Annotated in this window: 24 protein-coding genes; 14 read left to right on the top strand and 10 right to left on the bottom strand. The window is 70.3% G+C overall.

The annotated features are described in order from the left end of the window. The 10 genes from AOK24_RS10185 to AOK24_RS45645 form a co-directional block, all read left to right on the top strand. On the top strand, positions 1-1031 hold a 1031-nt coding region (locus tag AOK24_RS10185), incomplete at its 5' end, for an amidohydrolase (RefSeq protein WP_055719732.1). Positions 1032-1313: 282 nt separating this feature from the next. Continuing rightward, positions 1314-2390 (top strand): BMP family lipoprotein, encoded by a 1077-nt coding sequence (locus AOK24_RS10180; protein ID WP_055719731.1) that lies wholly within the window; start codon positions 1314-1316, stop codon positions 2388-2390. A 190-nt stretch (positions 2391-2580) separates the two neighbouring features. Continuing rightward, on the top strand, positions 2581-3636 hold the full coding sequence (locus AOK24_RS10175; RefSeq protein WP_055719730.1) for a BMP family lipoprotein: 1056 nt from the start codon (positions 2581-2583) through the stop codon (positions 3634-3636). A 197-nt stretch (positions 3637-3833) separates the two neighbouring features. Continuing rightward, entirely contained in the window at positions 3834-5582 is a 1749-nt protein-coding gene (locus tag AOK24_RS10170) for an ABC transporter ATP-binding protein (protein ID WP_055719729.1), read from the top strand. Next, on the top strand, positions 5579-6700 hold the full coding sequence (locus AOK24_RS10165; RefSeq protein ID WP_055719728.1) for an ABC transporter permease: 1122 nt from the start codon (positions 5579-5581) through the stop codon (positions 6698-6700). The genes AOK24_RS10170 and AOK24_RS10165 overlap by 4 nt, the downstream gene beginning before the upstream one ends. After that, positions 6700-7962 (top strand): ABC transporter permease, encoded by a 1263-nt coding sequence (locus AOK24_RS10160; protein WP_055719727.1) that lies wholly within the window; start codon positions 6700-6702, stop codon positions 7960-7962. The genes AOK24_RS10165 and AOK24_RS10160 overlap by 1 nt, the downstream gene beginning before the upstream one ends. Then, a complete protein-coding gene (locus AOK24_RS10155) occupies positions 7959-8348 on the top strand; it encodes a cytidine deaminase (RefSeq protein ID WP_079056747.1) in 390 nt (129 codons plus the stop codon). Before AOK24_RS10160 ends, AOK24_RS10155 begins: the two co-directional genes overlap by 4 nt. A 59-nt stretch (positions 8349-8407) precedes the next feature. Next, entirely contained in the window at positions 8408-9691 is a 1284-nt protein-coding gene (locus AOK24_RS10150) for a thymidine phosphorylase (RefSeq protein ID WP_055719726.1), read from the top strand. Positions 9692-9787: 96 nt separating this feature from the next. Further along, a complete protein-coding gene (locus tag AOK24_RS10145) occupies positions 9788-10372 on the top strand; it encodes a Uma2 family endonuclease (protein ID WP_055719725.1) in 585 nt (194 codons plus the stop codon). A 29-nt stretch (positions 10373-10401) separates the two neighbouring features. Further along, complete coding sequence (locus AOK24_RS45645; protein ID WP_079056746.1) at positions 10402-10743, top strand: STAS domain-containing protein; 342 nt, start codon at positions 10402-10404, stop codon at positions 10741-10743. Here the strand turns inward: AOK24_RS45645 and AOK24_RS10140 are convergent. Together AOK24_RS10140 and AOK24_RS10135 are read right to left on the bottom strand one after the other, a co-directional pair. Beyond that, positions 10651-11658: a sigma-70 family RNA polymerase sigma factor gene (locus AOK24_RS10140; RefSeq protein WP_055719724.1), complete on the bottom strand. Its 1008-nt coding sequence runs from the start codon at positions 11656-11658 to the stop codon at positions 10651-10653. The two genes, AOK24_RS45645 and AOK24_RS10140, sit on opposite strands and share 93 nt — an antisense overlap. 250 nt (positions 11659-11908) lie before the next feature. Continuing rightward, the gene (locus tag AOK24_RS10135; protein WP_055719723.1) at positions 11909-13174 is read right to left on the bottom strand and encodes an MFS transporter; all 1266 of its coding nucleotides are present in this window, start codon (positions 13172-13174) and stop codon (positions 11909-11911) included. 63 nt (positions 13175-13237) lie between these two features. Between AOK24_RS10135 and AOK24_RS10130 the strand changes: the two genes are divergently transcribed. Further along, entirely contained in the window at positions 13238-14188 is a 951-nt protein-coding gene (locus AOK24_RS10130) for a LysR family transcriptional regulator (RefSeq protein ID WP_055719734.1), read from the top strand. 4 nt (positions 14189-14192) lie between these two features. On the opposite strand, the gene AOK24_RS10125 is transcribed toward AOK24_RS10130, so the two are convergent. Beyond that, positions 14193-14954, bottom strand: a complete 762-nt coding sequence (locus AOK24_RS10125) for an alpha/beta hydrolase (RefSeq protein WP_055719722.1) — start codon at positions 14952-14954, stop codon at positions 14193-14195. A gap of 113 nt (positions 14955-15067) precedes the next feature. Between AOK24_RS10125 and AOK24_RS10120 the strand changes: the two genes are divergently transcribed. Further along, complete coding sequence (locus tag AOK24_RS10120) at positions 15068-16234, top strand: adenosine deaminase (RefSeq protein WP_055719721.1); 1167 nt, start codon at positions 15068-15070, stop codon at positions 16232-16234. A 154-nt stretch (positions 16235-16388) separates the two neighbouring features. Beyond that, a complete protein-coding gene (locus tag AOK24_RS10115; RefSeq protein ID WP_055719720.1) occupies positions 16389-16715 on the top strand; it encodes a hypothetical protein in 327 nt (108 codons plus the stop codon). Positions 16716-16809: 94 nt separating this feature from the next. Here AOK24_RS10115 and AOK24_RS10110 read toward each other — a convergent pair whose 3' ends face one another. From AOK24_RS10110 to AOK24_RS10080, 7 genes are all read right to left on the bottom strand, one after another. Beyond that, entirely contained in the window at positions 16810-18504 is a 1695-nt protein-coding gene (locus AOK24_RS10110; protein ID WP_055719719.1) for an immunity 49 family protein, read from the bottom strand. Between the two features lie 48 nt (positions 18505-18552). After that, a complete protein-coding gene (locus AOK24_RS10105) occupies positions 18553-18765 on the bottom strand; it encodes a PspC domain-containing protein (RefSeq protein WP_055719718.1) in 213 nt (70 codons plus the stop codon). 100 nt (positions 18766-18865) lie between these two features. Next, positions 18866-19417 carry a VanZ family protein gene (locus tag AOK24_RS10100; protein ID WP_055719717.1) on the bottom strand — a complete coding sequence of 184 codons (552 nt, stop codon included), beginning with the start codon at positions 19415-19417 and terminating at the stop codon, positions 18866-18868. 140 nt (positions 19418-19557) lie between these two features. Next, on the bottom strand, positions 19558-20148 hold the full coding sequence (locus tag AOK24_RS10095) for a hypothetical protein (RefSeq protein WP_055719733.1): 591 nt from the start codon (positions 20146-20148) through the stop codon (positions 19558-19560). A gap of 122 nt (positions 20149-20270) precedes the next feature. Then, entirely contained in the window at positions 20271-21827 is a 1557-nt protein-coding gene (locus tag AOK24_RS10090; protein WP_055719716.1) for a sensor histidine kinase, read from the bottom strand. Next, positions 21824-22501 (bottom strand): two-component system response regulator AfsQ1, encoded by a 678-nt coding sequence (gene afsQ1 / locus AOK24_RS10085; RefSeq protein WP_010352555.1) that lies wholly within the window; start codon positions 22499-22501, stop codon positions 21824-21826. Before afsQ1 ends, AOK24_RS10090 begins: the two co-directional genes overlap by 4 nt. Before the next feature lie 85 nt (positions 22502-22586). Further along, positions 22587-23654 carry a 50S ribosomal protein L11 methyltransferase gene (locus AOK24_RS10080; protein WP_055719715.1) on the bottom strand — a complete coding sequence of 356 codons (1068 nt, stop codon included), beginning with the start codon at positions 23652-23654 and terminating at the stop codon, positions 22587-22589. 365 nt (positions 23655-24019) lie between these two features. Between AOK24_RS10080 and AOK24_RS10075 the strand changes: the two genes are divergently transcribed. Then, positions 24020-24760: a SigE family RNA polymerase sigma factor gene (locus tag AOK24_RS10075; protein WP_055719714.1), complete on the top strand. Its 741-nt coding sequence runs from the start codon at positions 24020-24022 to the stop codon at positions 24758-24760. Positions 24761-24821: the final 61 nt, after the last annotated feature.

Here is a 24821-nt window from a genome sequence, read left to right as displayed (position 1 = left end):
CCGCTCCACCCGCCCCCGGCATCGAGGCTCCCGGCATCCAGCCCCCCGGCATCTTCGCCCTCCGTGCCGACATCGACGCCCTCCCCATCCCCGATACCAAAGCCACCTGCGCCTACAGATCCACCGTCCCCGACCGCGCCCACGCCTGTGGCCACGACGTCCACACGACCGTCGTCCTCGGTGCCGGCCTGGTCCTGGCGGAGCTGCACCGGCAGGGCCGGCTCCCGCGCCCGGTGCGGCTGATCTTCCAGCCGGCGGAGGAGATCCTCCCCGGCGGCGCGGCGGACGCGATCGAGGACGGCGTGCTGGACGGCGTCGGCAGGATCATCGCCGTGCACTGCGACCCCCGGGTCGACGCGGGGAAGATCGGCCTGCGCGAGGGCGCGATCACCTCCGCCTGCGACCGCCTCGAAATCGCCCTGGACGGCCCCGGCGGCCACACGGCCCGCCCGCACCTCACCACGGACCTGGTCACGGCGGCGGCCCGCGTCGTCGTCGACGTACCCGCCCTGGTCGGACGCCGGGTCGACACCCGCGCGGGGCTCGCCGTCACCTGGGGCCGCATCGAGTGCGGGCACGCCCCGAACGTGATCCCGCAGCACGCGGAACTGTCGGGCACGGTCCGCTGCCTCGACATCGAGGCGTGGCGCGCGGCCCCGGACATCGTCGTCGCGGCGATCGACGAGGTGGCGAACATGCACCACGCGAAGTCGGAGATCAACTACGTCCGTGGCGTCCCCCCGGTCGTCAACGACCCCGAGGTCACCGGCCTGTTGAGGGACGCGATGACGGCGCGGCGCGGCGCGGACTCGGTGGAGGGCACCGAACAGAGCCTGGGCGGCGAGGACTTCTCCTGGTACCTGGAGCAAGTCCCGGGCGCGATGGCGAGGTTGGGGGTCCGGACGCCGGGCGAGCGGACCGTGCGCGACCTGCACCAGGGGAACTTCGACGCGGACGAGCACGCGATCACGGTCGGCGTCGAGCTGTTCACCGCCGCCGCGCTGCTGGACGCGGCGACCAGGACGGCGTAACCGGCTTTCCACGCAAGGGAGAAGGGGTGCGCCGGAAACGCCGGAAAGCACCCCTTCGTCGTATCGCGTCACCCTGGTGTAACCCCGCGTGCGTGGTCGTAACGCGGCACCGGCACGAATCGGTAACGGCAGGGAGGAACCCTGTTCCCCTGCCCTTCTACGCGCGTTACGGTGCCCGAAATCGCCACCGAGAACGGCTTGTTGGGGGAGCCTTCGCGGAGGGCTCCGCCATGGGGAAAACGGGCCGCACGCGGCGCCGTGGGGAAGTAAGGGGTGCTTGCCATGCGTCAGTTGTCCAGGAGCGCGAGAGTCGCCGCCGCGATCGCGGTCGTCACGCTCGCAGCGGCCGGCTGCGGTGAGACCAGCAGTTCGAGCACGAAGCCGTCGTCGTCCGGGTCCAGCGGGTCAAGCGGCTACTCCGGCAAGGGAATCGGCCTCGCGTACGACATCGGCGGCAAGGGCGACCAGTCCTTCAACGACGCCGCGTACTCCGGCATGCAGAAGGCGATGTCCGAGTTCAAGATCCCCGGCCGGGACGTCGAGCCGCAGGACGGCGAGTCGGACGCGGACAAGGTCCAGCGCCTCACGCAGCTCGCGCAGGCCGGTTACAACCCGGTGATCGGCGTCGGCTACATCTACGCGCCCGCCGTCAAGGAGGTCTCCGCGAAGTTCCCGAACACCACCTTCGGGATCATCGACGACGAGACGGTCCAGGGGAAGAACGTCGCCGACATGGTCTTCCACGAGGAGCAGGGTTCCTACCTCGCGGGCGTCGCCGCCGCCAAGGCCACGAAGAAGAAGCACGTCGGCTTCATCGGCGGCGTGAACATCCCGCTGATCCAGAAGTTCGAGGCGGGCTTCGTGCAGGGCGTCCAGTCCGTCGACAAGAGCATCAAGATCGAGTCGCAGTACCTGACCGAGACCCCCGCCGAGGGCGGCTTCTCCAGCCCCGACAAGGGCAAGGCCGGCGCGAGCGGCCAGATCGACGCGGGCGCGGACGTCGTCTACGGCGCGGCGGGCCTGTCCAACCAGGGCATCATCGCCCAGGCCGCCGCCGACAAGGTGTGGGCGATCGGCGTCGACTCCGACCAGTACAGCCAGGTCCCGCTGGCGGCGTACAAGGACTACATCCTCGGCTCGGCGACGAAGAACGTCGGCGGCGCGGTGTACGACCTGGTCAAGTCGGTCGTGGACGGCAAGCCGCTGACCGGCGTGGTGCGCGGGTCGCTGTCCAACAACGGCGTCGGGTTCTCCGACACCAACCCGAAGTACAAGGCGATGGCGGACGTCGTCGCGGCCGTGGACCAGGCGAAGAAGGCCATCATCGACGGCAAGGTGACGGTCAAGACCACGAAGTGATCTTCCGCTTTCACCCATACGCCCCTCGCGTGAAGCGAGGGGCGTATTGCTGTCCGTAATCTGAAACACGAATGTGGCCACAGGTCGGTAACGGAGCGGACAGAAGGGTTTTTCCTGCCGGTCTACGCGCGTTACGCTGCCGCGGAACCAGCGCCTGGTATAGGGCGCCTGCACAAAGGAGTCTCGCACCATGCGCCGGGTTTCCCGTCTCACCCTCGCGGGTGTCTGTACCGCGGCTCTCGCCGTGACCGTGTCCGCCTGCGGATCCTCCTCGACGTCCTCCTCCTCGTCGGCCGGTGAGAAGAAGAACCTGGGCCTCGCGCTCGCGTACGACGTCGGTGGCAAGGGCGACCAGTCCTTCAACGACGCCGCGACCGCCGGTCTGGAGAAGGCCGACAAGGAGTTCGGCTACAAGTCCAACGCGGTCGAGCCGCAGGACGGCGAGTCCGACGCGGACAAGGTGCAGCGCCTGGAGAGCCTCGCCAAGCAGGGCTACAACCCCGTCATCGGCGTCGGCTACGCGTACGCGCCCGCCGTCAAGGACGTCGCCGCGAAGTACCCGAAGACCACCTTCGGCATCGTCGACGACAACACGATCAAGGCCGCGAACGTCGCCGACCTCGTCTTCCACGAGGAGCAGGCGTCCTACCTCGCGGGCGTCGCCGCCGCGAAGGCCACCAAGACCAAGACCGTCGGCTTCGTCGGCGGCGTCAACGTGCCGCTGATCCAGAAGTTCGAGGCGGGCTTCCGGCAGGGCGTCACGGACACCGACAAGAGCGTCAAGGTCAAGTCGCAGTACCTGACCGAGACGGCGGCCGAGGGCGGCTTCTCCAGCCCCGACAAGGGCGAGTCCGCCGCCGACGGCCAGATCGACGCGGGCGCCGACGTCATCTACGCCGCCGCCGGCCTCTCCGGCCAGGGCGTCATCAAGGCCGCCGCCGCGAAGAAGATCTGGGCCGTCGGCGTCGACTCCGACCAGTACAACCAGACCGCGCTGGCCGCGTACAAGGCGTACATCCTCACGTCGGCCATGAAGAACGTCGAGGGCGCCGTCTACGACCTCGCCAAGTCCGTCCACGACGGCAAGCCGCAGTCCGGCGAGATCCGCGGCTCCCTGTCCAACGGCGGCGTGTCCCTGTCGAACTCGAACCCGAAGTTCGCCTCCGACACGGCGATCCAGGACGCGGTGAAGAAGGCGGAAGAGGGCATCAAGGCGGGCACGATCAAGGTCAAGACGACCGTCTGACCCTGAGGCCCGGCTGTCGTAATGACACCGTTACCGCCCAGGAACGGGGTACGTGGAGGATCGCCTCTCCGTGCCCCGTTCGCGCGGCACAATGCTCGGAACGGATCGAGGCCGAAAAGATTCGATCGCGGTCCGGGCTCTATTTAAAGTAGGGGCGCTACGCGCGTAGATGGCCCCTTTCTCAAGGAGAGTGCGCCATCGACGCGTCCAGCAGCCCTCCGCTCACCGCAGAGCAGACGACCGCGGTGGAGCTGGCGGGCATCACCAAACGCTTCCCCGGTGTCGTCGCCAACCACGACATCCACCTGACCGTCCGCACCGGCACCGTGCACGCGCTCGTCGGCGAGAACGGCGCCGGCAAGTCGACCCTGATGAAGATCCTCTACGGCATGCAGAAGCCGGACGAGGGCACGATCACGGTCGACGGCGAGCAGGTCGCCTTCACGAGCCCCGGCGACGCCATCGCGCGCGGCATCGGCATGGTCCACCAGCACTTCATGCTGGCCGACAACCTCACCGTCCTGGAGAACGTCGTCCTCGGCAGCGAGAAGCTGTACGGGATCGGCGCCGGCGCCCGCAAGAAGATCCGCGAGATCTCCGACCGGTACGGCCTCGGCGTCCGCCCCGACGCCCTCGTCGAGGACCTCGGCGTCGCCGAACGCCAGCGCGTCGAGATCCTCAAGGTCCTCTTCCGCGGCGCCCGCACGCTGATCCTCGACGAGCCGACCGCCGTCCTCGTCCCGCAGGAGGTCGACGCCCTCTTCGGCAACCTCCGCGAGCTGAAGTCCGAGGGCCTCTCGGTCATCTTCATCAGCCACAAGCTCGGCGAGGTCCTCTCCGTCGCCGACGACATCACCGTCATCCGGCGCGGTACGACGGTCGGCACGGCGATCCCCTCCGAGACGACCCCCCGCCAGCTCGCCGAGCTGATGGTCGGCAGCGAACTCCCCACGCCGGAGACCTCGGAGTCCACGGTCACCGACCGCGCGGTCGTGACGGTCGAGGACCTGACGGTGTACGCGGCCGGCGGGGCCTCCCTCGGCGCCGTCGCCGGGGTCGAGGGCCAGCCCGCGGGCGAGGTCAAGAAGGTCCTGGACGGCGTCTCCTTCACCATCCACGCCGGCGAGGTCATGGGCATCGCCGGCGTCGAGGGCAACGGCCAGACCGAGCTGATCGACGCCCTGATCGGCACGAAGAACGCCGACTCCGGGACGATCGCCTTCCTCGGCGAGGACATCACCCCCTGGCCGACCCGCAAGCGCCGCGAGTCCGGCGTCGGCTACATCCCCGAGGACCGGCACCGCCAGGGGCTCCTGCTGGAGTCCCCGCTCTGGGAGAACCGCATCCTCGGCCACGTCACCGAGAAGCCCAACGCGAAGGGCTTCTGGCTCGACCCCAAGGGCGCCCAGGCCGACACGCGCCGGATCGTCGAGGAGTACGACGTCCGCACGCCCGGCATCGACGTCACGGCCGCCTCCCTGTCCGGCGGCAACCAGCAGAAGCTGATCGTCGGCCGCGAGATGAGCCACGACCCGAAGTTCCTCATCGCCGCGCACCCGACGCGCGGCGTGGACGTCGGCGCGCAGGCCCAGATCTGGGACCGCATCCGCGAGGCCCGCCGCGAGGGCCTCGCCGTCCTCCTGATCTCCGCCGACCTCGACGAGCTGATCGGCCTCTCCGACACCCTCCGCGTCATCTACGACGGCAAGCTGGTCGCCGACGCGGACCCGGCGACGATCACGCCGGAGGAGCTGGGGTCGGCGATGACGGGGGCGGCGAGCGGGCACCTGGAACACGCGGAAGACTCCGAAGTCACCGAAGCTTCCGAAATTTCAGAAGCCGCCGAAGTTTCAGAAAATCCTGAAACTTCCGAATCTACCGAGTCCGCCGAATCTGCCGAATCCGCCGAAGGCACTCGCACCGAAGGGGAGCGCGACGCCCGATGAAGAAGTTCGACAAGGAGCGCGTGCTCCTCGCGGTGGCCGGCCCGGTCATCGCGCTCGTCGCGGCGATCCTGCTGACCTCGGTCGTGCTGCTCGCCTCCGGCAAGAACCCGATCGAGCCGTACCGGCTGATGCTGGAGCAGATCCCCTACTCCGACATCCAGGTCCTGATCATCAACCAGGCGTCGATGTACTACATCGCGGCGCTGGCGGTAGCCCTCGGCTTCCGCATGAACCTGTTCAACATCGGCGTCGACGGCCAGTACCGCCTCGGCGCGCTGGTCACCGCGATCGTCGGCGCGCACGTCGCGCTGCCCGGGTTCCTCCAGATCCCCCTGCTGCTGCTGGTCGGCGCGCTGACCGGCGCGATGTGGGCCGGTATCGCGGGCGTCCTGAAGGTCACCCGGGGCGTCTCCGAGGTCGTCGCGACGATCATGCTGAACTCGATCGCGACCAGCCTCATCGGCTACCTCACCCTGCGCGACAACTTCGGCGTCCTGGTCGGTGACAACGTCACGACCGGGATCATGAAGGACTCGGGCTGGATGCCCGGCATCAACCTCGGCGCGGACGTCGGCGAGATCTACGGCCTGGTCTTCCTCGCCGTCGCGCTCGGCATCGCGTACTGGGTCGTCCTCAACCGCACCCGCTTCGGCTTCGACCTGCGCGCCACCGGCGAGTCCGAGACGGCCGCCGCCGCGTCCGGCGTCGACGCGAAGAAGATGGTCGTCACCGCGATGCTGGTCTCCGGCGCGGTCGCCGGCATCTCCGGCCTCCCGCTCCTGCTCGGCGACGCCCACACCTACAGCCTGAGCTTCCCGGCCGGGCTCGGCTTCACCGCCATCGGCATCGCCCTCCTCGGCCGCAACAACCCCGGCGGCATCGCGCTCGCCGCGCTGCTGTGGGCCTTCCTCGACAAGGCGTCCCCCGCGCTCGACTACGCCATGCCGGTGGCGTACGAGAAGGAGATCGCCACGATCATGCAGGGCCTGATCGTCTTCGCCGTCGTCATCAGCTACGAGGCCGTACGGCAGTGGGGTCTGCGCCGCCAGCAGAAGCAGGTCGGCGCGCAACTCGCCGCCGAAGCCGCTCAGAACGTCAAGAAGGAGGTGGCGGTCTGATGGCCACCGCGACCGTCGCCAAGCCCCAGGCGAAGCAGCCCGGCAAGGGCAGCCGCAAGCTCTCCCTCCCCGTACTCCTGCTGATCATCGCGGGCGTGCTGGTCCTGACCTCGGTCGTGCGCCTGATCTCCGGCGCCGACGGCATCACCTCCACCGGCCAGATGTCCACGGCCCTGCGCCTCGCCGTGCCGATCGGGCTCGCCGGGCTCGGCGGTCTGTGGGCCGAGCGCGCGGGCGTCGTCAACATCGGCCTCGAAGGCATGATGATCCTCGGCACCTGGTTCGGCGCCTGGGCCGGGTACCAGTGGGGTCCGTGGGTGGGTGTCGTCTTCGGCATCCTCGGCGGCGCGCTCGGCGCCGTCCTGCACGCGATCGCCACCGTCACCTTCAACGTCAACCACATCGTCTCCGGTGTGGCCCTCAACATCCTCGCCCTCGGCCTCACCCGCTACCTCTCGAAGTTCACCTTCGAGGGCGCGCCGCAGGGCTCCTCCAAGCAGTCCCCGCCGATCGACTCGCTCGGCAACTTCGACATCCCGGGGCTCTCCAGCTGGCTGGAGACCCTCAACGGCAAGCACTGGTTCCTGATCTCCGACATCGCGGGCCTGGTCGGCGGTCTCGTCACGAACCTGTCCCCGCTGACCGTCGTCGCCGTCGCGCTCGTCCCGCTGACGTGGTGGGTGCTGTGGCGTACGGCGTTCGGGCTGCGGCTGCGGTCCTGCGGTGAGAACCCGGTCGCGGCGGAGTCCCTCGGCGTCAACGTCTACAAGTACAAGTACCTCGCGGTCATCATTTCGGGTGGTTTCGCGGGCCTCGGTGGGGCGTTCCTCTCCATCGTCGCGTCGAACGTCTACCTCGACGGCCAGACCGCCGGGCGCGGCTACATCGGCCTCGCGGCCATGATCTTCGGCAACTGGATGCCGGGCGGACTCGCCCTGGGCGCGGGCCTCTTCGGCTACACCGACAGCCTCAACCTGCGGGGCGGCACGACCAACGTGCACGCGCTGCTCCTGCTGCTCGCGCTGGTGCTGGTCGCGGCTGCGGCGTACCAGGTCTGGAAGAAGAAGTACGTCGCGGCGGCGATCTCCCTGGTGATCTCCGTGGTGATGTTCATCTGGTACGCCAACACGGACGAGGTGCCCCGCCAGCTCGTCACCGCCGCGCCCTACCTCGTCACCCTCCTCGTCCTCTCCTTCTCCGCGCAGCGCCTGCGGATGCCGAAGGCCGACGGGCTGCCGTACCGGAAGGGGCAGGGCAAGTGACGTTCGACTGGGGGTCGTTGAGGGCGGTCGCGCACGAGGCGATGACGCACGCGTACGCGCCGTACTCGAACTACCCCGTCGGCGTAGCGGCGTTGGTCGACGACGGACGCACCGTCTCCGGCTGCAACGTCGAGAACGCGTCGTACGGCATCGGCCTGTGCGCGGAGTGCGGGCTGGTGTCCGAGCTGCACCGCACCGGGGGCGGCCGGCTGACCCACTTCACGTGCGTCGACGGCAACGGCGACGTACTGGTCCCCTGCGGACGCTGCCGCCAGCTCCTGTACGAGCACGGGGGCCCGGATCTCCTCCTGGAGACCCCCGAGGGGATCCTCCCCCTCTCCGAGATGCTCCCCCAGGCCTTCGGGCCGGGGCACCTCACCAAGTAACTCCCTTGCGGCCCCTCCCGGTTGATCGGGAGGGGCCGCTGTCTGAAAGGCACCCACCCATGGCCATGGACGCCATCTCCGTCATCCGCACCAAGCGGGACCGCGCCGAACTCACCGACGAGCAGATCGACTGGGTCATCGACGCGTACACCCGTGGCGAGGTCGCCGACGAGCAGATGTCCTCGCTCGCCATGGCCATCCTCCTCAACGGCATGAACCGCCGCGAGATCGCGCGCTGGACGGCGGCGATGATCGCGTCCGGCGAGCGCATGAACTTCTCCTCCCTGTCCCGCCCGACCGCCGACAAGCACTCCACGGGCGGCGTCGGCGACAAGATCACGCTCCCCCTGGCCCCCCTGGTCGCCGCGTGCGGCGCGGCCGTCCCCCAGCTCTCCGGCCGAGGCCTCGGCCACACCGGCGGCACGCTCGACAAGCTGGAGTCCATCCCCGGCTGGCGGGCCCTGCTCTCCAACGAGGAGATGCTGTCGGTCCTGGACGGCACGGGCGCGGTGATCTGCGCGGCGGGCGACGGCCTGGCCCCCGCCGACAAGAAGCTGTACGCCCTCCGGGACGTCACCGGCACGGTCGAGGCCATCCCGCTGATCGCCTCCTCGATCATGTCGAAGAAGATCGCCGAGGGCACGGGCTCCTTGGTCCTGGACGTGAAGGTAGGCACGGGCGCCTTCATGAAGACCCTTGAGGACGCCCGCGAGCTGGCGTCCACGATGGTGGGCCTGGGAACGGACCACGGCGTCAAGACGGTCGCGCTCCTGACGGACATGTCGACCCCGCTCGGCCTCACGGCGGGCAACGCCCTCGAAGTCCGCGAGTCGGTGGAGGTCCTCGCGGGCGGCGGCCCCGCCGACGTCGTCGAACTGACCATCGCACTGGCCCGCGAAATGCTCGACGCGGCAGGCGTCCGCGACGCCGACCCGGCAAAGGCCCTGGCCGACGGCTCGGCGATGGACGTCTGGCGCCGGATGATCTCCGCCCAGGGCGGCGACCCGGACGCGACGCTCCCCGTGGCCCGCGAGCACCACGTGGTGACTGCGTCAGCGTCGGGCGTCCTCACCCGCCTCGACGCCTACGACATCGGCCTCGCCGCCTGGCGCCTCGGCGCGGGCCGCGCCCGCAAGGAGGACCCGGTCCAGGCGGGCGCGGGCGTCGAACTCCACGCGAAGCCGGGCGACACGGTGACCGCCGGCCAGCCCCTGCTGACCCTCCACACGGACACCCCGGACCGCTTCGCGTACGCGCTGGAGGCGGTGGAGGGCTCCTACGACATCGCAGCCCCGGGCACGACCTTCAAGCCGTCCCCGGTGGTCCTGGAACGCATCGCCTGACCGGGGTTTTTCCCCTTTCGAGTGAACGGGATCGGTGGACCGCCGCCGGTCCCGTTCGGCATGCTGGGATCGGTGACGCACTGATAGGAGACCGCCATGAGCGCACTCACCGTGAGCCACGATCCCGAGCAGAGCTGGGACGACCTCGTCCGGTTCTGGGAGGAGATGGAAGGGCCTGAGGGCAGCAAGGTGGAGATCATCGAGGGGATCGTCACCGTGTCACCCGCTCCCGCATACCGCCACAACATGATCGCGGAACGTATTCAACGTCGCCTTTACTCCGTGATCCCCGAGGACTGGGGTATCTACCAAACGCTGGCCATCGCCGTGCCGTCGCGCCTGGGCATGCTGATCCCCGACCTCGTGGTCATGCCGGTACAGGAGCACACCGAAGCGGACGCGTACGTCCCGGCCGCGCTCGCCGAACTCGTCGTCGAGGTGACGTCCAAGTCCAACGCTCGCCATGACCGGGTGAGCAAACCGGCCGCCTACGCCGCCGCAGGCATTCCGCTGTATCTGCTCGTCGACCGCTGGGCCGACGGCGGCCCTACCGTCACCCTCTACGGCGAGCCGAGCAATGACGTCTACCGTGTCCTGAAGGCAGGCAAGTTCGGCGATCCGATCGACCTGCCCGAGCCTTTCAACCTCACCCTCGACACGTCGGACTTCCCTCACCGATGAGTTGAGCCGTCGGCCGGGGTCTACCCCTCGTGGACCCTGAAGGACTCCCCGTAGTCATCCCGCGTAGCCCCTTCACCCCGGATGTGGTGGAGGGGCTCTCCGACGAGGTGCGGAGGTTGTTGGCCGTGGCTGTTGAGAAGGTGGTCGTTGTGGATGTGGGCGGGCTCGGGCCGCCGGGGTTGGGGCAGGTCGATCTTGTTGCCCGGTTGCAGCTTGCCGCGAAGCGGGCCGGGGGGCGGATACGGCTCAGGGCCCCCGGCCCGGCGCTGCTCGCGCTGCTAGGGCTGGTCGGTCTCGTCCTTGAGGTGGAGGGGGAACCCGAAGAGGGGGAACCAGCGGGGGGTGTCGAGGTAGAAGTGGAAACCGGTTAGGCGGCCGTCCGAGATCTCCAGGACCTGGATGGACCAGGGCGACCAGCCGCCCTTCTCCTCGTCCGGCTTGTAGTGCGCGAAGCCGGGCAGCCCGTTGACCTGGACGGGGAAGAGCCGGGAGTTCTCGCAGCCCTTGCCGATGGTCGTCATGAAGCCGGTGATGTCCGCGTGGCCGGTGAGCCACAGGTCGAACGGCGGCATCGTCATGATCGCGTCCTCGTGGAGGAGCGCGGTGAGCGCGGTCATGTCGTAGCCCTCGAAGGCCGCGACGTACCGCTCCAGGAGCTTCTTCTGCTCCTCGTCGAGGGAGTTGAAGACGTCGGCGGCGGCGCCCTTGTCCTCGGGCTGCTCGGCGAGGGTCGCGCGGGCGCGCTGGAGGGCGCTGTTCACGGAGGCGACGGACGTGTCGAGCAGCTCCGCGACCTCGCTGGCCTTCCACGCGAGGACCTCGCGGAGGATGAGGACGGCCCGCTGCTTGGGCGGCAGCTGCTGGAGCGCCGCCATGAACGCCAGCCGGATGGACTCCTTGGCCACAGCGGCCTCCGCCGGGTCCTCGACGGTGGGGAGCGCTCGCGCGTCCGGGATCGGTTCGAGCCAGGTGTTCTCGGGGCGCGGGGAGAGCGCCGCCTGCGCGAGGGGCGTCGCCTCGCTGAGGTCGATCGGCCGGGCGCGCTTGTTGCCCGCGTTCAGCATGTCCAGGCACACGTTCGTCGCGATCCGGTACAGCCACGAGCGCAGGCTGGACCGGCCCTCGAACTTCTCGTAGCTCCGCCAGGCCCGCACCAGCGTGTCCTGGACGGCGTCCTCCGCCTCGAACGTCGAGCCCAGCATGCGGTAGCAGTACCCGGTCAGCTCGACGCGGTGCTTCTCCAGCCGCACATCGAGGTCCGCCACCGCCGTCGTACCGTCACTCATTCCTCGTCCACCCACCCCTGTGGCCTTCGTGTCACGCGCCGTCGCGTCCACCACCTCGGAAGCTACCGCACCCCACTGACAATCACCCCTGGACTTGACAAATCCGCAGGTCAGCGAACCAGAGGCGAGGCCATGACAACACGCGACACCACCGGCAACGGGGACCTCACGCGCCTCGCGGACGAGAACACGGCCCGCCGACGCCGTACACGAAAGGCCGGCCCCGACGGGACCGGCCCTCCCGGTGGCCTCAGGCCGCCGCCACGACCTCCCGCCGCGCCGCCCGCGTCCCCGCCACCGTGATCGCCACGACCCCGGCCACCGCCAGCAGCCCCACCGCGACGGTCCCGCCCCACCCACCGGCGTGGAAGGCGACGGCCCCGACCGTGGACCCGGCGCTCGACCCGATGTAGTACGCGGACTGGTACAGCGCGGACGCCTGCGCCCGCCCACTCGTCGCCGTCTTGCTCACCGACGACGACGCCACCGCGTGCCCCGCGAAGAACCCGGCGGTGATGAGGACCAGCCCGAGCAGGACGAGCGGCAGCGACCCGGCGAGGGAGAGCAGCAGCCCCGTAGCCGTCGTACCCCCGGAGAGGTACAGGGCTCCCCGGCGCCCGACGCGCCCGACCAGCCGCCCGGCGGTGGACGCCGACACCGTACCCACGAGGTACACGAGGAAGATGGACCCGACGATGCCCTGGGGCAGCGAGAACGGCCCCTCGGTGAGCCGGTACCCGATCACCGTGTACACCCCACCGAAGACGGTCATGAAGAGCGCACCGATGGCGTACAACCTCCGGAGGAGGGGGTTACCCAGGTGACCCCGTACGGTGCCCAGCAGCACCCGGGGCCGCAGCGACCCCGGCGTGAAGTGGCGCGGCGCGGGCAGCAGCGCGCGGAACGCGACCGCGCACACCACCGCGAGCCCCCCGATCACCCCTACGGCGACCCGCCAGCCCCACTCCTGCGCGACCCACCCGGTGATGACGCGCCCGCTCATCCCGCCGACGCTGTTGCCCGCGACGAACAGCCCGATGGCCGTGACCAGCGCCTTCGGCCGGACCTCCTCCGCGAGGTACGCGGTCGCGGACGCGGGCAGCCCGGCCAGCGCGGCCCCCTGCACACCCCGCAGCACCACCAGCGCGCCGAGCGACGGCGCGAACGGCACGAGCAGCCCGACGGTCACCGCGACCGCGAGCGACACGGTCATGACCGTACGGCGCCCGTACCGCTCGGACAGCGCGCTCATCGGCAGGACGAACAGGGCGAGTCCGCCGGTCGCGGCGGCCACGGTCCAGCTCGCCTCGCTCGCGGTGACGCTGAACTCGCTGGAGATCAGGGGGAGAAGAGCCTGTGTGGAGTACAGCAGCGCGAAGGTCGCGACGCCCGCGAGGAACAGCGCGAAGCTCATCCGGCGGTAGTCGCCGGAGCCGGGGTGCATACGGGTGTCGGGAGCGGGGACGGCTGCGCGGGCGCCCGTGGTGGCGGGCGCCTCGGTACTGGCGGAAGGCATACGTCGACGGTAGGCCGACCTGCGTTGATGCGTCCAATGCACGGACTCGCCATAATCGTTCCCATGGTGCATCAACCGAGGTCACAGGGGAATCTGTCACCGTCCGGTGACACGGAAGACATGACGGCGCTGCTCGCCCCGAGGCTCGCGTACTTCGCCGGGGTGGCCCGTACGGAGCACGTGACCAGGGCCGCTCAGGAGCTGCGGGTCCCGCAGTCGACGCTGTCGCGGGCGATGGTCCGGCTGGAGCGTGACCTCGGGGTGGTCCTGTTCGCGCGCCGGGGCCGTACGGTCTCGCTGACCCCCGCCGGACGGACCTTTCTCGCCTCCGTGGAACGGGCGTTGGGGGAGATCCGGAAGGCCGCCGACGCGGTACGGGCCGACGCGGACGCCGCAACCGGCAAGGTGGCGTTCGGATTTCTGCACACGATGGGCGCGGAGACCGTACCGGCACTCATCCACGCCTTCCGCGCCGACCATCCCCGCGTGCGGTTCAGCCTCGTCCAGAACTACGGCGAGGCGATGATCGAGCGGTTGCGGGCAGGGGAGTTGGACCTCTGCCTGACCTCCCCGGTACCGGACGCGCCCGACCTCGTCGCCCGTCGCCTGGACGAACAGAAACTCCGGCTCGTGGTCCCGGCGGACCACCGCTTGGCCGGCCGCAAACGCGTACGGCTCTCCGAGGCGGCCGACGAGACGTTCGTAACCCTCGAACCGGGCTACGGCCTACGCCGCATCACGGACGACCTGTGCCAACAGGCAGGCTTCCGACCGAGGATCGCCTTCGAGGGGGAGGAGGCGGAGACGCTGCGGGGCTTGGTGGCGGCGGGACTTGGAGTGGCCCTGCTCCCGCCCCCGGCGGTACGGAGGCCGGGGGTCGCGGAGCTGACGGTGACGGCACCGAGGGCGGTGAGGGAAATCGGGGTGGCGTGGCTGGACGGCCACCCGGACACCCCGCCGGTGGCGGCATTCAAGAAGTTTCTCTTGTCGAGGAGGGGCAACCTCCTTACCTGACTGCCTACTTCCGCAACGACGTCCCGAACCCCACAGCGAGCGGCATCCTCAACCCCAGCGGCGGCGGCGCAGCCAACGCGTCCTCCAACGGCCGGGCGAACACCTTTCCGAACAGCGTCCCCATCACGAAGTCCTCGGCCAGCGCCTGCACTTCACCCCGGTACTGACTCAACCCGTGCCCGTCGGAGTGCACTTCGAACCGGCACACGTCCCGGTTCGCCTTCTTCGCGCGGGCGGCGAGCCGAAACGACAACTCCGGGTCCGTACGCTCGTCGTTGGTGCCGTGCACGATCAACACCCGCCGCCCGACAAGCTGCTTGACCGGCTCGGGAGGAGCCGCCACATCCTCCTCCGGCAACCAAGGAGCCAGCGCGAGAACGGAGTTGACGGCCTCATGCCCGGCAGCCCGCAGCGCGGCCCGCGCCCCCATCCCGACCCCGGCGAGGCAGACGGGAACGTCACCGTACCGGCGTACGACCTCCTCGGCCCCCCAGAGGGCATCCGCGGCGAGATGCGCCTCCGTCCCGTTCCACCCGCGATAGCGGTAGTGGACGGCGTGGACGGCGAGCCCCTCGGCGCGCCCCGCGCGGGCGAGGCGGCGGCCGAGGGCGCGTACGGAGGACGTCGCCCACATGGGGGACGGCTTGCGCTCGGAGAGCTCCTCGCCGGTGGGCAGGAGCAGGACCGCCCCGCTGACGGAGGTCGGCTCGGGGCCGATCGCCTTGCCCAGGTGGGGGGTTCGGAGCGGCGTCACATGCTGTGCCATGGCAGAACAGTGTCAGAAGCGCCGGTGTACTCCACCCGTCCGTGCGGTCACCGTTGCGTATCGACGGTGTGCTGAGCCGAGCCGTCTACGCGCGTAGGAGTTACTGTGCCGGGATGACGAGCCAGAGCATCCCCAGGGGCATCACCCCGACACCGGACCAGATCCGCCGGGCGCCCAAGGTTCTGCTGCACGACCATCTCGACGGCGGGCTGCGCCCCGGCACGATCGTCGACCTAGCTCGCGAGTACGGGTACTCGGGGCTACCTGAGAGTGACGCCGGCAAGCTCGGCGTCTGGTTCCGCGAGGCCGCCGACTCCGGTTCGCTGGAGCGGTACCTGGAGACCTTCTCGCACACCGTCGGCGTCATGCAGACGCGGGACGCGCTGGTCAGGGTCGCCGCCGAGTGCGCGCAGGACCTCGCCGAGGACGGCGTGGTCTACGCGGAGGTGCGGTACGCCCCCGAGCAGCACCTCGACGGCGGGCTGCGCCTCGAAGAGGTCGTCGAGGCGGTCAACGAGGGCTTCCGTGAGGGCGAGCGCCGGGCCCGCGAGAACGGCCACCGCATCCGCGTCGGCGCCCTCCTCACCGCGATGCGGCACGCCGCCCGCGCCCTGGAGATCGCCGAACTCGCCAACACCTACCGCGACTCGGGCGTCGTCGGCTTCGACATCGCGGGCGCCGAGGCCGGTCACCCGCCGACCCGGCACCTCGACGCCTTCGAGTACCTGAAGCGCGAGAACAACCACTTCACGATCCACGCCGGCGAGGCCTTCGGGCTGCCGTCGATCTGGCAGGCCCTCCAGTGGTGCGGCGCCGACCGGCTCGGCCACGGCGTGCGGATCATCGACGACATCGAGGTCGCGGACGACGGGAGCGTCACCCTCGGCCGGCTCGCCGCGTACGTCCGCGACAAGCGGATCCCGCTGGAGCTGTGCCCCAGCTCCAACCTCCAGACCGGCGCCGCCGCCTCCTACGCCGAGCACCCCATCGGACTGCTGCGGCGGCTGCATTTCCGGGCCACCGTCAATACGGACAACCGCCTGATGTCCGGGACGAGCATGAGCCGGGAATTCGAGCACCTGGTCGACGCGTTCGGTTATACGCTCGACGACCTCCAGTGGTTCTCAGTCAATGCTATGAAATCGGCGTTCATTCCTTTCGATGAACGACTCGCCATGATCAATGACGTGATCAAGCCCGGGTATGCCGAGCTGAAATCCGAATGGCTGTTCCAGCAGACGGCCTCCACCAGCGGTTCTTCCACCGGACAGGGCCGGTAGCAGAGGCTTCGGGGCTCCGGGGTGCGGACGGGTGTTCACCACTCGTCCGCATTTCGATGTTTGCGGTGGGCGCCTTGGCATGTTTACGGTCGGGGACCGCTCGTATTCCCGTACATTCCCCGTTGCCCCCTTCGAGTTCGAGGACGCAATTCCCATGAAGCAGTCTGCTGCCAAGACCCTCGGTGTCGCCGCCCTCGGTGCCGCCATCGCCGCCGTCGGCGCGGGTGCCGCCTCCGCCGCCCCCGCCCTGCCGGACGCCACGCAGGCCCTCGGCGGCGTCACCAACGCGCTGCCGGGCGCCGGCGAGGTCGTCAGCCAGGCCCAGCCCGCCCTGACGACGAGCGCCGCCGCCGTCGCCCCCATCGCCCAGCGCGCCCTGGCCGACGGCCCCACCAAGCCGGTCGCCGGTCTCCTCGGCGGCCTCCCGGTCGGCCAGCTCCCCACCCACGGCCTGCCGGTCAACGGCATCCCGCTCGGCTGACACACCCCCTGCGGGGTGCGCCTGAAGTACTACCCGGGTAGTACTTCAGGCGCACCCCGTTCTGCTCTCCCCGTTCCTGCACCCCCGGGCCCTCTCACGGCGCCGGGATGACCTCGATCCGCTCCCCGTTCAGCAGGTACAGCGGCAGCAGCCGCTCCTTCTGCGGCACCGGGAACTCCTGCGACCCGGCGAGGCTCGCCAGCGCCAGCAGCCCCAGCGACACCTGAGCGCGCGGCGCCGGGGAGTCGCCCCAGTACAGCGCGTGCTTCTCCAGCGCGTCCGCCAGCGTCTTCGCGAACTGCTCGTCGTCGTTCGCGAGCATCCGGTGGAACAGCGCGGCCGGCTGGTAGTCGACCTGGTCCGAGAACCCGGTCGGCGTGTACGCGACGGCCTCCGGGTGCCCCGCCTCCATCGTCGCCAGCAGCTTCCCCACGATGTCGTCCATCGGCCCGCGCGACAGGTACGTCCGCAGCGTGTCGATCCAGTGCAGCACGTACTCGTCGACCGACTCGTCCTCCCGCAGCCGCTCCAGCGGCACCTCCACCAGCCGCGCCACCCGGCCCCACTCCCGGCACACCAGCGCCAGGTACAGCGCGTCCAGCCAGGCCCGCGCGTCCGCCGGAGGCTCCGCCGGGAACGCGGGCAGGCGCACCTCCAGGTCGTCGAAGAGGAACTCCCGCGCCTCACCGCCCGTGAACAGCAGCGTCCCGAGCTGGACCGCCGCCGACCAGGCGTCCCACGTGGCGAGTTCGGACGCGACCGGGTCGACGGCACAGCGCGCGTGCGCCAGCGTCACCGTCGAGGCGAAGGCGTCCGCGAGCACCGACGGGTCCTGCGCCAGCCGCTCCAGCAGCCCCGCCGTGTCCCGCGCCAGCGCCTCGGCGTCCGGCGCCCGCCCGGTCAGCGCCGTCCGCAGCCGGCCCGCGCCGTCCAGCCTGACCAGGCCCTTCATCGCCGCCAGCAGCTCCGGCGGCGGCTGGATGGAGAAGCTGCGGCTCTCCTCGTCGATGACCGTCAGGGACGTCAGCTTCCCCCGGTACCACCAGTACACGCGCGGCGACAGCCGCCCCTCGCCCCGCTGGTGCGCCCCCAGCGCGTACTGCGCGAGCGCGTTCAGCGCGTCCACGACCGTGCCGTCCGCGATCGGGTGGTACACGAGGTTGTCGCGGGTCGGTACGGCGAACAGCGCGCCGTGCTCCGGCAGTGGCTCGCCGGTGACACGGCGGGCGACCTCGCCCAGGTACAGGGCCTTGCTCGCGACGAACGGGGAGTCGCCGTAGAGGCTGTGCAGCGTCGTGTGCTCGCCGATCTGCACGACGTCGTGCTCCACGGGGACGCCCGCGAGGTTGTCGTACCCCGCCTTGCCGAGCGCCTCCAGGCCCGCGCGCTCCACGTCCGCGTCGGTGAGGATCCGCACGCTCGTCGGGCCGTCCAGGGCGTACGCGAAGACCAGGCCGTCGGCCACCACGCGCGCGTACGTCAGGTCGGCGGCGATCTCCGGGCCGATCGACTCGGCGGGCAGCAGCCGGACGTACGCGCCCCTCAGCAGCTCCTCGGCGCTCTCGCCGCCACGGCTCGCCTGCCGCAGCTGCTCGAAGTGGGCGTCCACCAGCGCGGGCCACTCCTCCACAGCGGACCGGGCGCAGCGCACCGCCAGGTCGTGCAGGGAGTACCGGTGGCCGCCTCGGAAGTGCGGGGCGGCCAGCGAGCGCAGGTGATCGGCCTGCGCCGCCGTCAGCAGAGGGAGGTCGGCGTCGGGAGTCGGTTCTGGTGCTTCGTCGAAAGTCACCCGGATGACTCTATGAGGGTTTCGGCCACCCCCGTGACCGGACGGCGGCTACCAGGCGGCGCTCCCGGTCGTCCGCGCCTTGTCCTGCGACGGGAAGAGGATCCACAGCGCGATGTACAGCAGGAACTGGGGACCCGGCAGGAGACAGGACAGGACGAATATGACGCGCATCGTCGTGGCCGACGTGCCGAAGCGGTTGGCCAGCGCGGCGCACACGCCGCCGATCATGCGGCCGTGCGTGGGACGGGCGAGGCGGGACATCTGGGGCTCCTTCACAGCGTTGCTCGGTTCGAGGTGCGGCCCTTGCCGGCCGCCTCTCCATGACTCCAAGCTACGAGGACGAAGCGGATAAAGCGTCCCTCTACGGAGCTATCCCGACCCTGGGAATCGTCGGGGTACGCCCCTGAGACGGCTCCTCCTGACGGAGGGCTGCCGGTCGTCGCCGCGTCGTACGCCTACGCAGCAGGTATCGCCCGGCGGGTACCACCAGGGTATGAGCGAGGGCGACACCGGCCGTGTTCAGCAGGATCGAGTCCACGTCCACGACCTGGCCCGGTACGCCGGTCTGGAGCAGCTCCACCGTCAGCGAGAGCATCGCCCCGGCGGCGGACGTACGCAGCAGGGAACCCACAGGGGAGACCCGCAGTCTGCCGTGCACCAGAGGGAGCAGTACGCCGAGGGGGGCCAGCAGGGCGAGGCCCCGGCCGATCCTGCGGACCGCCTCGTGCCAGCCGAGGTCGAGGTCGGTGCGGATGCCGTCGAGCGGGTGCAGGTTGGCCGGCATCACCCAGGGGACGTCCAGCGGTCGCAGCGAGTACCAGGCGACGAACGCGAGATGAGCGGCGAGGAGAACACCTCCCGCCACACGGACACGGATCACGGCACTGCCGCCGATGGGGCCTTGACGCTGCACGACCCCCAAGACGCACCGCCCACGGCGAATGGTTCCGCAGGGGCCCCCGGGAGGGGGGTGAGTCCTTCACCACACCCGCACACACCGAGATCCGCTCACGGTGAGTCACGGCGCCCGCCGCAACTCCCGTACCGCCCCTCCTACTTCGCCACGTTCGACGACGGCGGCACCTTGTTCCCCGGCCGCTGCTTCACCTCGTCCGTGCACTCGTAGCGCCTCAACTCCCGGCCCTGCTGTGCCCCGAGGACCACGGAGCCGTCGCCGTCGGAGGCGGCCGAGCCGGAGAGGGTGCAGACGACCTGCGCGAGGGCGTACGGGGAGAGCGTCTCCGGCGCGACGCTGAGGCGGAGCGCGTCGTCGGGGTCGGTGCCGGTCAGCGGCGGGAGGACCCGCACGCCCTCACGCACGTCGGTCGTGTACCCCGACTCCTTCTCCTGGGACGACGGACTCGCCCCCAACTCGTCCAGCAGCCCCTGCGCGACCAGCACCCGGCGCTTGGCACCGACCGCCCCGTCCGGCACGGGAACCGCCCGGTCGACGGCGACGAGCGACGCCCCGCACAGCAGGAACACCTGCACCGGCACCCGGCCCGACAACTGCGCGGCGGTCGTACCCGACTCGGAGGCCGAGCACCGCACCCGGGAGGGCGCCGCACCGAAGTCGGTGGGCACCTCGGTCGCGCGGATGCCGCAACAGGAGAGCAGCAGCCCGAGCGAGGCGACGAGCAGCAACCGCGCACGCCCCTTGGCCGGAACGCCGTTCGCTGTCGCGGTGGTTGACGGCGCCGAGGTCGCGACGACCGCTTCCCGCACGGCAGTTGAGCCCGCCCGGTCCGTAACACCTTCCGTCAGCCTCACGACGCCGTCTCCCCGTTCTCGTCCTCCCGCTCCACCGCTTCCGAGGTCCCCCGGGGCAGTCTCAGCGTGAACACCGCACCGCCCTCAGGGGAGTTGGCGGCGCTGATCTCGCCGCCGTGGATGTGCGCGTTCTCCAGCGCGATGGACAGCCCGAGCCCGCTGCCCTCCGAACGCGGCCTGGACGCACTGGCCTTGTAGAACCGGTCGAAGACGTGCGGCAGGACTTCTTCGGGGATACCGGGCCCGTGGTCGCGTACGGCGATGACGACCTCGTCGGCGCTCTCCCGCACGGACACCCGCACCGGAGACCCGCCGTGCTTGAGGGCGTTGCCGATGAGGTTCGCGAGGATCACGTCGAGGCGGCGCGGGTCGAGCTGCGCGTGGATCCCGCGCTCGGCGTCGAGTTCGACCGCGTCGAGCCAGGCGCGCGCGTCGATGCAGGCGGTGATCTGGTCGGCGACGTCGACGTCGTCGAGCACCAGCCGGGCCGTCCCCGCGTCGAAGCGGGTGACCTCCATCAGGTTCTCGACGAGGTCGTTGAGCCGCCGCGTCTCGCTCACCACGAGCCGTACGGCGGGCTCGATCATCGGGTCCATGCTGCCGGTCTCGGCCTCAAGTTCCTCTTCGAGCACCTCGGTCACGGCCGTGATCGCGGTGAGCGGCGTCCGCAGCTCGTGGCTCATGTCGGCGACGAACCGGCGCGATGCCTCGTCCCGCGCCGCCATGTCCGCGACCCGCTTCTCCAGCGCCTCGGCGGCACGGTTGAACGTCCGTGACAGATCGGCGAGTTCGTCCGTACCGGACACCTGGAGCCGCGTGTCGAGCCGCCCCTCGCCGAGGTGCCGGGCGGCAACTCCCAGCCGGTGCACGGGTTTCAGCACGGTCGTGGACGCGGCCTGCGCGATCAGCGCGGCCCCGATCAGCGCGAGCCCGGTGGCGATCCCCAGCGACCAGGCAAGGGAGTTGAGATCCTTCGCCTCGGGTTCGAGCGACTTGCGCATGTACCCGGTCGGCCCACCCCCGTCGACCTTCGTCCCGGCGACCAGATACGGCGTTCCATGGTCGACGACGCGCTGCCAGAAGAGGTGGTACGGCGCCCGGTTGGCCCCCGTCACCGACTGCTGCTTGTTCACCGCGCGCCGCAGCGCCTGAGGCACGTCGTCCAGCGAAAACCCGCTCAGGCCACCGGAGTTGCCGTACACCGTCCGCCCGACGTCGTCGGTCGCGACCAGCAACACACTGAAACGCTGACTGGAGTTGGCCATCTGCGCGGCCGTGCGCTGGAGTTCGGTCTGAGAGGGACGCTCGGGGAGCGCGCCCGCGCGGTTCTGCATCTCCGTACGGAAGTCCTTCAGCACCGCGTCCTGCGCGCGCGTCAGCACCGCCTCGCGGTTGAGCCAGTAGGCGATGCCGGACGCCGAGACGGCCGTCGCGAGCGCGACCGCGCCGAACACGACGACCAGCCGCAGCCGCAGGCTCGTGAAGCGCAGCCGGGACAGGACCACTTTGCGAAACGCGGACCAGCCGCGGAAACCTGGTGCGGCCTGGGTCACTGAGGCGCGTCCAGGCGGTAGCCGACACCCCGGACGGTACGGATCAGCGTGGGCGACGACGGCACGTCCTCGATCTTGGCGCGCAGCCGCTGGACGCACGCGTCCACCAGCCGCGAGTCACCGAGGTAGTCGTGCTCCCACACGAGCCGCAGCAACTGCTGCCGGGACAGGGCCTGTCCGGGCCGCCGGCTCAGTTCGAGCAGCAACCGCAGCTCGGTGGGCGTGAGTTGGAGGTCCTGGCCGTTCTTCGTCACCGTCATCGCCGACCGGTCGATGACGAGGCTGCCGAACGTCGCCGAGTCGCTCGACTCCCGCTCGCCGCGCCGCAGCACGGCCCGGATCCGGGCGTCCAGCACCCGGCCCTGGACCGGCTTCACGACGTAGTCGTCCGCCCCGGACTCCAGGCCGACGACCACGTCGATGTCGTCGTTGCGCGCGGTCAGCAGGATGATCGGCAACTGGTCCGTGCGCCGGATGCGCCGGCACACCTCGAACCCGTCGATGCCGGGCAGCATCACATCCAGCACGATCAGATCCGGTCGCTGCTCACGCAGCAGTTTCAGACCGTCCTCTCCACTGGCAGCGGTCGCCACGCGGTGCCCCTGGCGCGTCAGTGAGAGCTCCAGGGCCGTACGGATGGCGTCGTCGTCCTCGATCAGCAACAGGGAAGGCACGGGCTCATTCTGGCCCATACAGGGGGTGAGGTTCGACAGGTGGGGGCTTATAACGCCTTTATGAGCCCCCACAGGTACTACCCGGTTACACCCTGATCCCCAACCGCCACAGGGAGGTCACCTCCGCGCTGCGAACCGTGTACAACGGGTCACTCCGGTCCTTCGCCCGCCGGTGCCGGGGCCGTACGTCGTGCCGCCCCACGACGGTGAGGCCACTGCCGGCGAACAGCCGCAGCAGCTCCTCCCGCGTCCGCAGCCCGAGCAGCTCGGCCAGATCCGACATGATCAGCCACCCCTCACCCTTCGGCAGCAACCGGTTGCGCAACTCCCCGACGAACCCCCGCAGCATCCCGCTGTCCACGTCGTACACCCCCCGTTCCAGCCCCGCACTCGGCGTCCCCGGCAGCCACGGGGGATTGCAGACGACGAGGTCGGCGCGGCCCTCCGCCGGGTACAGCGCCGGGCCCTGTACGTCGATCCGCGCGCCGAGTCCGAGTCGGCGCGCGTTCTCCTCGGCGCAGGCGAGGGCGCGCGGGTCGATGTCGGTCGCGATGATCCGCCCGATCCCTCGGCGGGCCAGCACGGCCGCCAGGACACCGGTCCCGGTACCCAGGTCGAAGGCGGTGCGGCAGGGTCGGGGCAGGGGGATGGAGGCGACGAGGTCGACGTACTCCCCTCGTACGGGGGAGAAGACCCCGTACCTGGGATGGATACGGTCGGACAGGGCGGGGACCTCCACGCCCCTCAGCTGCCACTGGTGGGCGCCGATCACTCCCAGGAGCTCCCTCAGAGGTACTACGCGGGGACCGGAGGGCGGGCCGTACGCGGCTCGGCAGGCTTCGCGGACGTCGGGGGCGCGGCGCAGGGAGAGGGCGTGGCCGCCGTCGAGTTCGTCGAGTTCCACGAGGAGGCGGTTCAGTGTCGCCGCCCGGCGGGCGCGGTCGCGGCGCTGGAGGCGGAAGATCTCCGCCGGTGAACCAGCCCTGTCGTAACGGGAGTCCGGGATGCGGCGGCTCAACGCCGTAAGCATCTGGCGGGCGTTGACGTAGTCGCCCTGCCACAGGAGGGCGGTGCCGGACGAGGTCAGGCGGTGGGCGGTGGCGGCGCGGAGACGGTCGTCGACGGGGACGACAGCGTCGTGCTCGATGGGCATGGAGATGCTCCGGGAAGTCGTAAGTGCCGTGGGAGCGGAGGCACTTCGACGGGGCGAGGAGCAGGGGGAACGGCTGGGGACCCGCTGTCACCGCCGCGCCGAAGCGCGGGGGAGCGGGTCGCCGAGGACCATGCCGTAATACATGTCCGCCAGGGTCCCACGGGGTTGGTGGGGAGACCAAACGAACTGGTCTACCGCCGACGCCTTTGAACCCGCTGTGGTGTCGCCGTGCGGGGCCCCTGTGACAGGTCTGTGACAGTCGGCGGACATGGCCATGAAGGTCCCCCGGCAAGCTTTTCGGCACAGGGCAAGCCGCTCTGGAGCACGGCGCAAGAGCACCAGAGGTCCACGACGGGAGGCGCGACATGAACTCGCTGCACAGCATGAACACCAGCGCAGTGGTCACGCGTCTCCACGACGTCCGGTGGAGCCCGGAGAAGTCCGGTGTTGTGAGCGGGCGGGGGTGCGCTCGCAGCACCGGGCGTCAACACACCACGTACATCACGGTGGTTGACGCGAAAACGGGGGATGCGGTTCCGGGGGGAGCCGCGTACAGGGAGGACACGGGGGAGCGTCGTTCCCTCAGCGAGGCGGAGTTCACCGCCTACGTCCAGGAGCGCCGCGCCTCCCTGTACGCCACCGCGTACCACCTGACCGGCGACCGGTTCGAGGCCGAGGACCTGCTCCAGAGCGCGCTGTTCTCGACGTACCGGGCCTGGGACCGGATCAGCGACAAGGCGGCGGTGGGCGGCTATCTGCGCCGCACCATGACGAACCTGCACATCAGCGCGTGGCGCCGCCGCAAGCTGAACGAGTACCCGACCGAGGAACTGCCGGAGACGCCCGGCGACACGGACGCGATGCGCGGCACCGAACTGCGCGCGGTCCTGTGGCAGGCGCTGGCCCGGCTGCCGGAACTCCAGCGGACGATGCTGGTCCTCAGGTATTACGAGGGCCGTACCGACCCGGAGATCGCGGAGATCCTCGACATCAGTGTCGGCACGGTGAAGTCCAGCATCTGGCGGTCGCTCCGCCGGCTGCGCGAGGACGAGGTCCTCAGCTTCGGCCGTGACGAGGAGAACGCCTTCGGGGAGCTTGTCGCCTGAGGGTGAACCCCGGCTCCGCTCTGGGGGGAGCGGTGGTCCGGGGATCGGGGGAATGCGGGGG

Origin of the sequence: Streptomyces niveiscabiei (genome assembly GCF_001419795.1) — a bacterium.
Classification (GTDB): Bacteria; Actinomycetota; Actinomycetes; order Streptomycetales; family Streptomycetaceae; genus Streptomyces; species Streptomyces niveiscabiei.
Note: the sequence above shows the minus strand (reverse complement) of the source record. Positions and strands in the feature narration are given on the sequence as shown.

Coding starts and splice junctions, on each gene's coding strand:
- AOK24_RS10180 (WP_055719731.1), top strand. CDS start 1,314: ATGCGTCAGTTGTCCAGGAGCGCGAGAGTCGCCGCCGCGATCGCGGTC.
- AOK24_RS10175 (WP_055719730.1), top strand. CDS start 2,581: ATGCGCCGGGTTTCCCGTCTCACCCTCGCGGGTGTCTGTACCGCGGCT.
- AOK24_RS10165 (WP_055719728.1), top strand. CDS start 5,579: ATGAAGAAGTTCGACAAGGAGCGCGTGCTCCTCGCGGTGGCCGGCCCG.
- AOK24_RS10160 (WP_055719727.1), top strand. CDS start 6,700: ATGGCCACCGCGACCGTCGCCAAGCCCCAGGCGAAGCAGCCCGGCAAG.
- AOK24_RS10150 (WP_055719726.1), top strand. CDS start 8,408: ATGGCCATGGACGCCATCTCCGTCATCCGCACCAAGCGGGACCGCGCC.
- AOK24_RS10145 (WP_055719725.1), top strand. CDS start 9,788: ATGAGCGCACTCACCGTGAGCCACGATCCCGAGCAGAGCTGGGACGAC.
- AOK24_RS10140 (WP_055719724.1), bottom strand. CDS start 11,658: ATGAGTGACGGTACGACGGCGGTGGCGGACCTCGATGTGCGGCTGGAG.
- AOK24_RS10135 (WP_055719723.1), bottom strand. CDS start 13,174: ATGCCTTCCGCCAGTACCGAGGCGCCCGCCACCACGGGCGCCCGCGCA.
- AOK24_RS10130 (WP_055719734.1), top strand. CDS start 13,238: ATGGTGCATCAACCGAGGTCACAGGGGAATCTGTCACCGTCCGGTGAC.
- AOK24_RS10125 (WP_055719722.1), bottom strand. CDS start 14,954: ATGGCACAGCATGTGACGCCGCTCCGAACCCCCCACCTGGGCAAGGCG.
- AOK24_RS10120 (WP_055719721.1), top strand. CDS start 15,068: ATGACGAGCCAGAGCATCCCCAGGGGCATCACCCCGACACCGGACCAG.
- AOK24_RS10115 (WP_055719720.1), top strand. CDS start 16,389: ATGAAGCAGTCTGCTGCCAAGACCCTCGGTGTCGCCGCCCTCGGTGCC.
- AOK24_RS10105 (WP_055719718.1), bottom strand. CDS start 18,765: ATGTCCCGCCTCGCCCGTCCCACGCACGGCCGCATGATCGGCGGCGTG.
- AOK24_RS10080 (WP_055719715.1), bottom strand. CDS start 23,654: ATGCCCATCGAGCACGACGCTGTCGTCCCCGTCGACGACCGTCTCCGC.
- AOK24_RS10075 (WP_055719714.1), top strand. CDS start 24,020: ATGAACTCGCTGCACAGCATGAACACCAGCGCAGTGGTCACGCGTCTC.